Consider the following 12,104-nt stretch of genomic DNA (forward strand, 5'->3'; position numbering starts at 1 on the left):
CTGTGCACGCACTCGCCGCCGAGCGGCAGGGGATGGCTACGCTGACCGGATGGCCACTGTTCTCCTCGTCCGGCACGGTCGCACCACCGCGAACGCGAGCGGGGTCCTTGCCGGCCGAACCGTCGGTGTCGCCCTGGACGAGGTCGGGCGCGACCAGGCGGCCTCGACCGGTGAGCGGATCGCGGCCGTTCCCGTCGTCGCCGTGGTCTCGAGCCCGCTGGAGCGGTGCCGTCAGACGACCCAGCACATCCTCGAGGCGCAGTCGCGGACGCCGACCTTCACGCTGGACCCCGAGCTCACGGAGTGCGACTACGGGCGGTGGCAGGGACGCACGCTGGCCGAGCTGGCGACCGAGGACCTGTGGTCGCGGGTGCAGTCGCAGCCGTCCGCCGTCGTCTTCCCGGGCGGGGAGTCGATGACCGGGATGCAGGCGCGCTCCGTGGAGGCGATCCGGCGTCGCGACGCAGCGATCGAGGCCGAGCACGGTCCCCAGGCCGTGTGGGTCGCGGTCAGCCACGGCGACATCATCAAGTCGATCCTCGCCGACGCCCTCGGCATGCACCTCGACCTGTTCCAGCGCATCGACGTCGGCCCCGCCTCCGTGTCGATCGTGCGCTACGGGACCAACCGCCCGACGGTGCACGCGACCAACACCCACGCGGGCGACCTCTCGTGGCTGGCGAGGGGCGTCGGACCCGGTGATGCGCCGGTGGGTGGTGGCGCGGGGCACGAGGCGCCCTGAACCGGGGCGTCCCGAGCCGGGGCGCCTACGATGGGACCATGCCTCGACGCGTCCACGAGTTCGACTGGCCCGATCGAGCGGTCGTCGGCACCATCGGTCCTCCGGGCGCACGCACGTTCTACCTCCAGGTGCGCTCGGGGACGCGGCTGGCGAGCGTCGTCCTGGAGAAGCAGCAGTCGGCCCTGCTCGCGGAGAAGATCGACGAGATCCTCGACCAGCTCATCACCGTCGAGGGCAACCCGTTCAGCGTTCCCGCGAGCACGCCTCCTGAGCTCGTGGACAACGACCAGCTCGAGGGAGTCGAGGAGCTCTTCCGCGCCGGCGCCATGGGGCTGGGCTGGGATCCGGCGACGGCCCAGCTGGTGATCGAGGCGTACCCCGTGACGGACGTCGATCCCGAGGACGACGCGACCGCGGCGTCGGTCGTGGACGAGGACTCCGACATCGACGTGCTGCTGCTGCGCCTGCCCGTGGGTGCCGCCCGCGCCTTCGCTCGGCGCACCCGCGAGGTCGTGGGCGCCGGGCGCCCGGCGTGCCCGATCTGCGGCTACCCCGTGGATCCCGACGGACACACCTGCACCGTCCCCGAGGACTGATGTCGGGAGGCGACCTCGTCACGGCCGAGCTGACGCTCACCGGACGGATCAGGACGGCGTCGAACGCCACGTTCCTGGGCACGATCGACGACGTGGTCGTCGTCTACAAGCCGATCGCCGGTGAGAGCCCGCTGTGGGACTTCCCCGACGGCGCCCTGGCGCACCGCGAGGTCGCCGCCCACCTGGTCTCGCAGACCCTCGGCTGGGGCGTGGTCCCGCACACGTGGCTGCGCGACGGTCCCCTCGGCCCGGGGATGGTGCAGCTCTGGCAGGAGCAGGACCCCGAGCACCGCGCCGTCGACCTGATCGCGGCGGACGAGATGCCGGAGACCGGTTGGCTGCCGGTGCTGCAGGGGCGCGACGAAACCGGCAGGATCGTCACGCTCGTCCACGAGGACTCCCCGGCGCTGCGGCGCACGGCCGTGTTCGACGTCGTGGTCAACAACGCCGACCGCAAGGGTGACCACGTGCTGGCCATGACGGACGGTCGCCGGCACGGCGTGGACCACGGGCTCACATTCCACACCGAGCACAAGCTGCGCACGGTGCTGTGGGGGTGGCTGGGCGAGGAGCTGACCGCGGAGGAGCTCGACGGCGTGGATCGCGTCCTCGAGGGGCTGGGCGGGGACCTCGGACGCGAGCTGGCGGACCTGCTCACCGCGGACGAGATCGCGGCGCTGGCCGCTCGGTGCTCGACGCTGCGCGCGGCGGGGCGGTTTCCCGCCCCCGCCGGTGACGCGTCGGCCGTGCCCTGGCCGCTGTTCTGAGGACGATGCCGACTAGACGTTGAAGCGGAACTCCACCACGTCGCCGTCGGCCATCACGTACTCCTTGCCCTCCATGCGGGCCTTGCCCGCGGCGCGCGCCGCGGCCACCGAACCCACCTCGACGAGGTCGTCGAAGCCGATGACCTCCGCCTTGATGAAGCCCTTCTGGAAGTCGGTGTGGATGACACCGGCGGCCTGCGGCGCGGTCCAGCCGCGACGGATGGTCCAGGCGCGCGCCTCCTTCGGACCGGCCGTGAGGTAGGTCTGCAGCCCGAGGGTGTGGAAGCCGACGCGTGCGAGCTGGTCGAGGCCGGGCTCGTCCTGGCCGGAGTCGGCGAGCATCTCGGCCGCGTCCTCCGGGTCGAGCTCGACGAGCTCGGACTCGAACTTGGCGTCGAGGAAGATGACGTCGGCGGGCGCGAGCTGCTCGCGGACCTTCGCCTGGAACGCCGTATCGGCGAGGCCGGCGTCGTCGGTGTTGACCGCGTAGATGAACGGCTTCGCGGTCATGAGCCCGAACTGTGCGAGGGCGTCGGCGTCGAAGTCGTCCCGGTGCGCCGCGACCGACTCGCCGGTGAGGAGCAGCGCGAGCGCCTGCTTCGCCGTCTCGAGCACGATCGCCTCGGCCTTCTTGCCCCGCACCTCCTTCTCCAGGCGCGGCACCGCCTTCTCCAGCGTCTGCACGTCGGACAGGATCAGCTCGGTGATGATGACCTCGACGTCGGCGAGCGCGTCGACGCGGCCGTCGACGTGCACGACGTCCGGGTCGGCGAACGCACGCGTCACGAGGCAGATCGCATCGGCCTCGCGAATGTTCGCCAGGAACTGGTTGCCCAGGCCCTCACCCTCGCTCGCGCCCTTGACGATCCCGGCGATGTCGACGAAGGACACGGTCGCCGGGACGATGCGCTCGGAGGAGAACACCTCGGCGAGCGTGTCGAGGCGCGGATCCGGCAGCGGGACGACGCCCACGTTCGGCTCGATCGTCGCGAACGGGTAGTTCGCCGCGAGCACCTGCGCACGGGTCAGGGCGTTGAACAGGGTGGACTTGCCGACGTTGGGCAGGCCGACGATGCCGATAGTGAGAGCCACGGGGAGCCAGTCTAGTTGCCACCCCGCGCGGCGCGACCGACGTGCCGTTCCGTGGCCCGCGGCCCGTCACGGACCGCGATGTCGGCGGTCTGTGATCGACTGGCGCCATGGACATCGCAAGCCTGCTCCTGGCCCTCCTCGCCCTCGCCGTCGGCGCGGTCGTGGGGTTCCTGATCGCCCAGAGCCGCGCCGCCTCGACCGCCTCGGCGGCGGGAGCCGAGATCAGCGCGCTCACCTCGCGCCTGGAGGGGACGACGGCGCAGCTCGAGCAGGCGCGTGACGCCTCCGCCACCGCGCTCGAGCAGGCGCGTGGCGCGCACGAGGCGGCGCTGGCGCAGGTGAGGGACGACGCCGCGGCCCGTCTCGGTGAGGCCGAGCGTCGCGGTGCGCGCGCCGTCGCCGAGGCCGAGGAGCGGCACGCCGGTGCGGTCGAGGTGCTGGAGCGTCGGCACGCCGAGGGCGAGGCGAGGCTGCGCGCCGACGCCGAGGCGCGCATCGCCGAGCTGCGCGGTGACACCAAGCGCCTGGCGGACGAGTTCGACGCGCTGTCGAAGAAGGCCCTCGCCGCCAACACCGAGGCCTTCCTGGCGCACGCCGAGGAGCGCCTCAAGCGCACGCACGGCGAGGGTGCCGCGGAGCTCGCCAAGCGCGAGGAGGCCGTCAAGCAGCTCGTCGCCCCGCTGTCCCAGACGCTCACCCAGGTGCGGGACGAGATGACGACGTCGGAGAAGGCCCGCCTCGAGGCGCACGCCGCGCTCGCGCAGCAGGTCCGCGGGATGCAGGAGTCCTCCGAGATGCTGCGCACCGAGACGTCGGCACTGGTCAACGCGCTGCGCGCCCCGCAGGTGCGCGGGCAGTGGGGCGAGATGCAGCTGCGCCGCACCGTCGAGGCGGCCGGCATGGTCGAGCACGTCTCGTTCGAGGAGCAGGTGCAGCTCGAGGGCGGCAAGCTGCGCCCCGACCTGGTGGTCTCCCTGCCGGACGGCAAGCAGATCATCGTCGACTCCAAGGTCGCCTTCAGCGGCTACCTGGAGGCCATGGAGGCCCGCGACGATGCCACTCGCGCCAAGCGGCTCGAGGCGCACGCCCGCCACATGCGCACCCACGTGGACCAGCTCTCCGGCAAGGAGTACTGGAGCCACCTCGAGTCGACCCCCGAGTTCACGGTGATGTTCGTGCCGTCCGAGGTCTTCCTGAACGCGGCGCTCGAGCAGGACCCGACGCTGCAGGAGTACGCGTTCTCGCGCAACGTCGTCCCGGCCACGCCCGCGACGCTCGTCGCGCTGCTGCGGACCGTGGCCTACACGTGGCGCCAGGAGAAGCTGGCGGCCGAGGCCAGCCAGGTCTTCACCGTCGGCCGCGAGCTCCACAAGCGGCTCGCGACGTTCGGCACGCACCTCGAGCAGCTGGCCAAGCGCCTCAACGGCACCGTGGACCAGTTCAACAAGATGACGTCCTCGCTCGACGCGCGGGTCGTTCCCCAGGTGCGGAAGTTCAGCGCACTCCAGGGGCTGGAGCCCGCGCTCGAGGTGCCACCGCCGCTCGAGGTCCTCGCCGTCCCGGCGCAGAAGGCCGACCTCCACACCGTGGAGCTGACCGACGCCGAGATCGAGCGTGACCGCGCCGAGCAGCAGGCGGCGCTCGAGGCGGCCGGCGTGCAGGACGACCTGCTCGGCACGATCGCCGCCGGACCGGGCGGTGGCCGCGAGCGCCAGCAGCGCGGCCGCGCCTCCGCGTGAGGCAGCGCGGCGGGGAGATCTCGTCCACACCCGCGTCGTCCTCGTCGTCCCCACCCGTGTCGACCACACCCGCGTGCGTGCCGTCCACATGCGACCCGACGCGCTCCCCGGGTGGGGCAGGCTTGACCCCGTGACGTCCACCCCCGCGCAGCCGCCGCGACCGCAGCCGCTGCCCGAGCGCGCGCTGGACACGACCGCCGAGCGGCCGTGGCCGCTGCGCCTCCTCTCGGCCAAGATGGCCGACTACATCGGCAAGATGTCGCCCGTCTGGGTCGAGGGGCAGATCGTCGAGGCGAACCGCCGGTCGGGCATGAGCTTCTTCACGCTGCGCGACACCGCGGCGGACATGTCGCTGCGCCTGACGGCGTTCTCCGAGGTGCTCGACCGGGTGACGGCCCCGCTGACGCCGGGTACGCACGTGGTCGTGCAGGCCAAGCCGTCGTTCTACGCCAAGCGCGGCGACCTCTCCCTGCAGGCCCGCGACATCCGGCCCGTCGGGCTCGGCGAGCTGCTGGCCCGGATCGAGCAGCTACGTCGCGTGCTCGCGGCCGAGGGCCTGTTCGACTCGGCCCGGAAGCGTCCGCTGCCGTTCCTGCCCGCCTGCATCGGCCTGGTGTGCGGCCGCGAGGCCAAGGCGATGGACGACGTCCTCGTCAACGCCCGCAAGCGGTTCCCCGAGGTCCGCTTCGAGGTGCGCCAGGTCGCCGTCCAGGGCGTCAAGGCCGTCGGCGAGGTCAGCCGCGCGATCGAGCAGCTCGACGCCGACCCCGAGGTCGACGTCATCGTCGTCACGCGCGGCGGCGGCTCGGTGGAGGATCTCCTGCCCTTCTCCAACGAGGCCCTCGTCCGCGTCGTCGCGGGCGCGAGGACGCCCATCGTCTCCGCGATCGGCCACGAGGGGGACGCCCCGCTGCTCGACCTCGTCGCGGACTACCGCGCCTCCACCCCGACCGACGCGGCCAAGCGGATCGTGCCGGACGTCGTCGCCGAGCGTCAGGGGCTCGACGTCGCTCGCCGCCGCCTCGAGCACGCCGTGGGGGCCCGGCTGCGCGCCGAGCAGGACCGTCTGACCGCGCTGCGCACCCGTCCCGTGATGGCCGATCCGCTCGTCATGGTGACCACCCGCGAGGAGTCCCTGGCCCGCGAGGTCCGCGCCATGCGCCAGACGCTCGACGTCCGGCTCGAGCGGGCCGCCCTCGGGATCGCGTCCCTGGCCACCCAGGTGCGCGCCCTCTCCCCCGCCTCGACGCTGCAGCGCGGCTACGCCGTGCTGCGCACGGCCGACGGGCACGTGGTCGCCGACCCCGCCGAGGTGGGTGCCGGGCAGACGCTCGAGGCCGTGGTGGCCCAGGGCCGGTTCATGGTCACCGTCGAGGCGGGCCACCTGCCGACGCCCGGTCGCGCGACCGTTTCTGATTGACTTGAGGATGTGAGCGCACCGGTGCAGATCGACGTGACGACCCTGACGTACGAGCAGGCCAGAGCCGAGCTCGTCGACGTCGTGCAACGCCTCGAGCAGGGCTCGTCCTCGCTCGAGGACTCGATGAACCTGTGGGAGCGGGGCGAGGCCCTCGCCGCCCACTGCCAGACCTGGCTCGACGGCGCCCGCACCCGGCTGCGCGCCGTCGCCGCCGAGCGGGATGCCGCGGCGAGCGCCGGCTCGCCGGCCGACACCGCCCCCCACGACAGCAAGGACGCGTGATGCAGGCTCTCGTCGTCGGAGAGGCGCTGGTCGACATCGTCGAGCGCCCCGGCACCCCTCCCCTGGCCTACCCCGGCGGATCGCCCGCGAACGTGGCCATCGGCCTCGCCCGCCTCGGGCGCGACGCCCAGCTCCTGACGTGGCTGGGTGAGGACCCGAACGGCGACCTCGTCCGCGACCACCTCGAGGCCAGCCGCGTCCGGATCGCCTCGGGCTCGCAGCGCGCGGCGCGCACGTCCACGGCACGCGCGCTCATCGACGCCGACGGGTCCGCCACCTACGAGTTCGACCTCGAGATCGACTACCCCGAGCACCAGGTCGCCGAGGACACGGTCGTCGTCCACGTCGGATCCATCGGTGCCGTCCTCGAACCCGGGGCCGCCAAGATCGCCGCTCTGCTCGGAAGCGCGCGTCGTCGCGCCGTCCTGACGTACGACCCCAACCTCCGCCCGAGCATCATGGGCGACCGGGACGACGTCCGGCCAGCCGTGCTGGCCCTCGTCGCCGGCAGCGACGTCGTGAAGGTCTCCGACGAGGATCTTGAGTGGCTCGAGCCCGGAACCGCCCCCCAGGACGTGGCCCGCACCTGGGCCGCCGCCGGACCGGCGCTCGTGGTCGTCACGCTCGGGGCCGAGGGGTCGTTCGCGGTCACGGCCGACGGCGTCGAGGTCGCCGTCCCGGCGCCCCGCGTCGACGTCGCCGACACGGTCGGGGCGGGTGACTCCTTCATGGGCGGCCTCATCGACGGGCTCTGGACCAACGGTCTCGTCGGCAGCGGGCGGCACGACGCCATCGCCGCGCTCCCCGTCGACGAGCTGACCTCGCTGCTCGAGCAGTCGGCACGCATCGCCGCCATCACCGTCTCCCGCCCCGGTGCCAACCCGCCCACGCGCCAGGAGCTCGACCAGGCCTGATCCGCCCCTCGGGCGGCTCGGGAGCCCGAGCCGTCGCGGTGGCAGGATGGGCGCCGTGAGCACCCCGATCACCGCCCCACGCCCCACCACCCCGGCCGAGGCCTGGGCGGCCCTGGTCGCCGGCAACGAGCGATTCCTGTCCGAGACCGCGACGCACCCCGCGCAGGACCTGCAGCACCGGCGCGAGATCGCCGCCGCGCAGCACCCGTTCGCCGTGATCTTCGGCTGCTCGGACTCGCGCCTGGCGGCCGAGATCATCTTCGACCAGGGGCTCGGTGACGCCTTCGTCGTGCGCACGGCGGGCCACGTCATCGACACCACCGTCATCGGGTCGATCGAGTACGGCGTCGAGATCCTGCACACGCCGCTCGTCGTCGTCCTCGGCCACGACAGCTGCGGAGCCGTGCAGGCCGCCGTCGACGCCCTCGAGTCCGGCATCATGCCCCCCGGTTTCGTCCGCGCCATCGTCGACCGCGTGATCCCGAGCATCATCACGCAGCGCTCGCTCGCCGCGGCCATCGCCGACGGCAAGGCGCACCTGCCCGACGCCGACGTGCTGCTGCGCGAGCACGTCATCACCACGACGAACACCCTCACGGCCTACTCCGCCACGCTGGCGCAGCGGATCGCCGAGGGCAGCCTCGCCGTCGTCGGCGTGGAGTACGCGCTGGCCGACGGCCGGGCCCGCCTCGTCGCGGTCCAGGGCGACGTCGGCGCGCAGCCCGACGTCACCGACTGACCCCTCGCACGCGACCCGCGCGTCACGGACCGCGCCCGCTGAGCCGAGGACCCGACGGCCCGCCGGGGTCCCGAAACTCGCGCGCTCGCGGTTGCTCCGCCGAGTTCGGGCTCTTTCGCCGAGGTCGGGACCTGAACCACCGAACTCGCTGAAGAAGCGCGAACTCGGCGGCCTGGGGGGTGTGAGCCCGCGTGGAAGCCTCGAACTCGGCAGCAAGCCCCGAACTCGGTAGGCCGTGGAGCGCGGGGCCGGAGCGCAGCGCCCGAACTCGGCGCGAGAGCCCGAACTCGGCGGATTGCCCCGGGGGCTACGCACCGGGGCCGCCCTCGCCCCGCCGGGCACCAGGTGGGAGGATCGGTCATGGTCTCCCGCCGGTTCCCCCAGCCGCGCACCGCGATCGTCGTCGGTGCCGGCATCGTCGGGCTCTCCACGGCCCACCACCTGCGTCGGGCCGGGCTCGACGTACGGGTCCTGGACGCCGAGCACGTCGCCGCGGGGGCCTCGTGGGGCAACGCCGGGTGGCTCACGCCGACGCTCACCATCCCGCTCCCCGACCCCTCGATCCTGGCGGCCGGGCTGCGGGCCCTCGCCTCGCCGTCGTCCCCCGTCTACATCCCGCCGCGCGCCGATCCGAACCTGTTGCGGTTCCTCGTCGGCTTCCTGCGGCACTGCACGTGGGACGCGTGGCGTCGCAGCATGGCCGCGCTCGTGCCGCTGAACGCGCGCGCCCTGGACGCCTACGACGCGCTCACCGCCCACGGCATGACCGAGCCCACGCGGTCCGACGCGCCGTTCGTCGCCGCGTACGCCCGCGAGTCCGAGCGCGAGACGCTGCTGCACGAGCTGCGCATCATCGCCGAGTCGGGCCAGCAAGCGCCTTTCGACCTGCTCGACGGCGACGGCGTCCGCGCCCTCGTGCCCGCCGCCTCCGACCGCGTCACGGCCGGGCTCGCGCTGCACGGGACGCGCTACATCGACCCGCCGCGCTACCTCGAGGCCCTCGCGGACCTCGTGCGGGCCGACGGGGTCGAGATCCTCGAGGGGCTGCGGGTGACATCGGTGTCCGGTGGCGATCCGCGCCGTCCGGCGGGGGTGCGCGTCGTGGACCACGAGGGCGTCCCGCCCCGCGGTCGCACCGCCAGGGGCGACCACGAGAGCGACCACCTGAGCGCCGACGTCGTCGTCCTCGCCTCCGGTGCGCGCCTCGGCGAGCTGGCTCGCACGCTCGGGGTGCGGCGCGTGGTGCAGGCCGGGCGCGGGTACTCCTTCACCGTCCCGGTGGAGCACCTCCCCGCGGGACCCTTCTACCTCCCCGCCCAGCGCGTGGCGTGCACCCCGCTCCGGGGCCGTCTGCGGGTCGCCGGGATGATGGAGTTCCGGCGTCCGGGCGAACCGCTGGACCCTCGCCGCATCGCGGCGATCCGCGCGGCCGCCGAACCCATGATCGCGGGCGCCGACTTCACCGATCGGCGCGAGGAGTGGGTCGGGTCGCGGCCGTGCACGGTCGACGGTCTGCCGCTGGTCGGGCCGACGCGCTCCCCGCGCGTGCACGTGGCCGGCGGTCACGGCATGTGGGGCGTCACGCTCGGCCCCCTCACGGGCGAGCTCGTGGCGGAGTCGATCGTGACCGGTGTCGTACCGGCGCTGCTGCGCCCGCTCGATCCGCTGCGCTGAGGACTCAGCCCGCCGACGGCACCGCCACGGACGCCTCGCCGCGCTCGGCCTTCTCCCTGGCGCGCTCGATCGCGCGCTTGCGCGCCTTCGCCCCGTGCTCGTCGAGCTTCGAGGCCCGCTCGGCGTCCCGCGTGAGGTTGTCGCCGGTCTCGGGGTCGAACACGTGCGCCGAGGCGGGGTCGAACCAGAGCGTCGCGTCGTCGCCGTCGGTCAGCGTGCTCATCGCGTCGAGCGAGACGACGAGCTGGGTGCGCATCCCCTCACCGTCGAGGTCGCGGTCGAGCTCCTCGAGCTTGGCGGCGACGTCGTCGTGGCTCGTGAACGGCACGTAGGCGTACAGCTCCGACCCGAGCCACTCGGTCACGTCGATCTCGGCCTCGAACCGGACCGCCTCGTCCGGGACGTCGCTCTCGTCGACGTCGTGGAACGCGTCGGGTCGGATCCCGACGATGACGATCTCGCGCCCGTCGACCGCCGAGCGCAGCCGGTCCGTGAGCGGCAGGTCGCCGAACGGCGTCGAGATGCTGGACTCCCCCACGGTGCCGGGCAGGAAGTTCATGGGCGGCGAGCCGATGAAGCCGGCGACGAAGAGGTTCACGGGCTGCTCGTAGAGCGAGCGCGGGCTCGCGACCTGCTGCAGCACGCCGCGGCGCAGGACGGCGACGCGGTCGCCCAGCGTCAGCGCCTCGGTCTGGTCGTGGGTGACGTAGACGGTGGTGGTGCCGAGCGTGCGCTGCATCCGGGCGATCTCGGTGCGCATCTGGCCCCGCAGCTTGGCGTCGAGGTTCGACAGCGGCTCGTCGAACAGGAACGCGCGCGCCTCGCGCACGATGGCCCGACCCATCGCGACGCGCTGACGCTGGCCGCCCGAGAGGTTGGCCGGCTTGCGGTCGAGGTGCTCGTCGAGCTCGAGGAGCGTGGAGGCGCGGCGCACGCGCGCGTCGATCTCGTCGTCGCTCAGCGCGCCCTTGGTCAGGCGCAGCGGGAACGCGATGTTCTCGAACACGGTCAGGTGCGGGTAGAGCGCGTAGTTCTGGAACACCATCGCCAGGTCGCGGTCGCGCGGCGCCTTATCGTTGACGAGGTCGTCGTCGATCCGCAGCTCCCCCGAGGTGATGTCCTCGAGTCCGACGATCATGCGCAGGAGCGTCGACTTCCCGCAGCCGGACGGGCCCACGAGGATGACGAACTCGCCGTCGGCGATGTCCAGGCTGACGTCGTTGACGGCCGCGTAGCCGTCCCCGTACTCCTTGACGATGTTCTTCAGCGTGATGGCGGACATGGCCTTCTCCTTCCGGGCGCTCAGCCCTTGACGGCGCCCTGGGTGAGACCGGAGACGATCTGGCGCTGGAACAGCAGGACCAGCACGACGACGGGGATGGTGACGACGACGGCGGCAGCGGAGATCGCCCCCGTCGGCTCCTCGAACTGCGAGGAGCCGGTGAAGAACGCGAGAGCGGCGGGCACGGGGCGCGCGGCCGAGGTGGAGGTGAGAGAGATGCCGTAGACGAAGTCGTTCCACGCGATGAAGAACGCGATCAGCGCCGTCGTGAACACCCCTGGGGCCGCGAGCGGCACGATCGCGCGGCGGAAGGCCTGATACGTCGTCGCACCGTCGACCTGGGCGGCCTGCTCCAGCTCCCAGGGGATCTGGCGGAAGAACGCCGTCAGGGTCCAGATCGAGATCGGGAGCGTGAGCGACATGTACGGGATGATCAGGCCCGGCCAGGTGTCGTACAGGCCGATCGTCCGCCACAGGTTGAACAGCGGCGTGACGATCGAGATGACAGGGAAGATCGAGACCGCGAGGGACGTCATCAGCACGAGCTTCTTGCCGGGGAAGTCCAGCCGCGCGATCGCGTAGGCGGCGAGCGTGGCCAGGATCGAGGCCAGCACCGTGGAGATCACGGAGATGCCGATCGAGTTCCTCAGCGAGGACAGGAACAGCTCCTGGGCGTCGCCCGCGAGGATCGACTCGTAGTTGGACAACGTCGGGCTCGAGGGCAGGAACGTTCCGGAGGTGAGCTCGCTGGACGGTTTGAACGAGGTCGCGAAGATCGCGGCCACCGGGAACAGGGCGTAGACCAGGACGGCGACGGTCCCGAGCGCCCACCACACCTTCTGCTTCGTGGTCAGCAC

General features: G+C 72.6%; 12 protein-coding genes. 9 read left to right on the forward strand and 3 right to left on the reverse strand.

What is annotated here, in order from left to right:
• The first annotated feature begins 49 nt into the window (after nt 1–49).
• The 3 genes from SERN_RS13795 to SERN_RS13805 are packed head-to-tail and all read left to right on the forward strand — an operon-like array spanning nt 50 to nt 2,105.
• Nucleotides 50–742, forward strand: a complete 693-nt coding sequence (locus SERN_RS13795; RefSeq protein WP_135850737.1) for an MSMEG_4193 family putative phosphomutase — start codon at nt 50–52, stop codon at nt 740–742.
• A 38-nt stretch (nt 743–780) separates the two neighbouring features.
• The gene (locus SERN_RS13800; RefSeq protein WP_135850738.1) at nt 781–1,338 is read left to right on the forward strand and encodes a DUF3090 family protein; all 558 of its coding nucleotides are present in this window, start codon (nt 781–783) and stop codon (nt 1,336–1,338) included.
• Nucleotides 1,338–2,105 (forward strand): SCO1664 family protein, encoded by a 768-nt coding sequence (locus tag SERN_RS13805; RefSeq protein ID WP_135850739.1) that lies wholly within the window; start codon nt 1,338–1,340, stop codon nt 2,103–2,105. Before SERN_RS13800 ends, SERN_RS13805 begins: the two co-directional genes overlap by 1 nt.
• A 12-nt stretch (nt 2,106–2,117) precedes the next feature.
• Here the strand turns inward: SERN_RS13805 and ychF are convergent, their stop codons facing one another.
• Nucleotides 2,118–3,197 carry a redox-regulated ATPase YchF gene (ychF, locus tag SERN_RS13810; protein WP_135850740.1) on the reverse strand — a complete coding sequence of 360 codons (1,080 nt, stop codon included), beginning with the start codon at nt 3,195–3,197 and terminating at the stop codon, nt 2,118–2,120.
• A 107-nt stretch (nt 3,198–3,304) separates the two neighbouring features.
• On the opposite strand from ychF, the gene rmuC reads away from it, so the two are divergent.
• From rmuC to SERN_RS13840, 6 genes are all read left to right on the forward strand, one after another.
• Nucleotides 3,305–4,936 (forward strand): DNA recombination protein RmuC, encoded by a 1,632-nt coding sequence (rmuC, locus tag SERN_RS13815; protein WP_135850741.1) that lies wholly within the window; start codon nt 3,305–3,307, stop codon nt 4,934–4,936.
• A gap of 130 nt (nt 4,937–5,066) precedes the next feature.
• A complete protein-coding gene (gene xseA, locus SERN_RS13820; RefSeq protein ID WP_233251706.1) occupies nt 5,067–6,356 on the forward strand; it encodes an exodeoxyribonuclease VII large subunit in 1,290 nt (429 codons plus the stop codon).
• 9 nt (nt 6,357–6,365) lie between these two features.
• A complete protein-coding gene (locus SERN_RS13825) occupies nt 6,366–6,638 on the forward strand; it encodes an exodeoxyribonuclease VII small subunit (RefSeq protein ID WP_135850742.1) in 273 nt (90 codons plus the stop codon).
• Entirely contained in the window at nt 6,638–7,552 is a 915-nt protein-coding gene (locus tag SERN_RS13830) for a carbohydrate kinase family protein (protein WP_135850743.1), read from the forward strand. Before SERN_RS13825 ends, SERN_RS13830 begins: the two co-directional genes overlap by 1 nt.
• A 46-nt stretch (nt 7,553–7,598) precedes the next feature.
• A complete protein-coding gene (locus SERN_RS13835) occupies nt 7,599–8,291 on the forward strand; it encodes a carbonic anhydrase (RefSeq protein ID WP_135850744.1) in 693 nt (230 codons plus the stop codon).
• Nucleotides 8,292–8,651: 360 nt separating this feature from the next.
• A complete protein-coding gene (locus SERN_RS13840) occupies nt 8,652–9,965 on the forward strand; it encodes an NAD(P)/FAD-dependent oxidoreductase (RefSeq protein WP_135850745.1) in 1,314 nt (437 codons plus the stop codon).
• A gap of 4 nt (nt 9,966–9,969) precedes the next feature.
• On the opposite strand, the gene SERN_RS13845 is transcribed toward SERN_RS13840, so the two are convergent.
• Together SERN_RS13845 and SERN_RS13850 are read right to left on the reverse strand one after the other, a co-directional pair.
• Nucleotides 9,970–11,247: an ABC transporter ATP-binding protein gene (locus SERN_RS13845; protein ID WP_135850746.1), complete on the reverse strand. Its 1,278-nt coding sequence runs from the start codon at nt 11,245–11,247 to the stop codon at nt 9,970–9,972.
• 20 nt (nt 11,248–11,267) lie between these two features.
• Nucleotides 11,268–12,104 (reverse strand): carbohydrate ABC transporter permease, encoded by an 837-nt coding sequence (locus SERN_RS13850; RefSeq protein ID WP_135850747.1) that lies wholly within the window; start codon nt 12,102–12,104, stop codon nt 11,268–11,270.

The sequence above is a fragment of the Serinibacter arcticus genome, from assembly GCF_004786095.1.
Taxonomy (GTDB): domain Bacteria; phylum Actinomycetota; class Actinomycetes; order Actinomycetales; family Beutenbergiaceae; genus Litorihabitans; species Litorihabitans arcticus.

What these genes read in the sequence shown, in the direction of transcription:
- SERN_RS13795 (WP_135850737.1), top strand. Translation starts at nt 50, where the DNA reads ATGGCCACTGTTCTCCTCGTCCGGCACGGTCGCACCACCGCGAACGCG.
- SERN_RS13800 (WP_135850738.1), top strand. Translation starts at nt 781, where the DNA reads ATGCCTCGACGCGTCCACGAGTTCGACTGGCCCGATCGAGCGGTCGTC.
- SERN_RS13805 (WP_135850739.1), top strand. Translation starts at nt 1,338, where the DNA reads ATGTCGGGAGGCGACCTCGTCACGGCCGAGCTGACGCTCACCGGACGG.
- rmuC (WP_135850741.1), top strand. Translation starts at nt 3,305, where the DNA reads ATGGACATCGCAAGCCTGCTCCTGGCCCTCCTCGCCCTCGCCGTCGGC.
- SERN_RS13830 (WP_135850743.1), top strand. Translation starts at nt 6,638, where the DNA reads ATGCAGGCTCTCGTCGTCGGAGAGGCGCTGGTCGACATCGTCGAGCGC.
- SERN_RS13835 (WP_135850744.1), top strand. Translation starts at nt 7,599, where the DNA reads ATGGGCGCCGTGAGCACCCCGATCACCGCCCCACGCCCCACCACCCCG.
- SERN_RS13840 (WP_135850745.1), top strand. Translation starts at nt 8,652, where the DNA reads ATGGTCTCCCGCCGGTTCCCCCAGCCGCGCACCGCGATCGTCGTCGGT.
- SERN_RS13845 (WP_135850746.1), bottom strand. Translation starts at nt 11,247, where the DNA reads ATGTCCGCCATCACGCTGAAGAACATCGTCAAGGAGTACGGGGACGGC.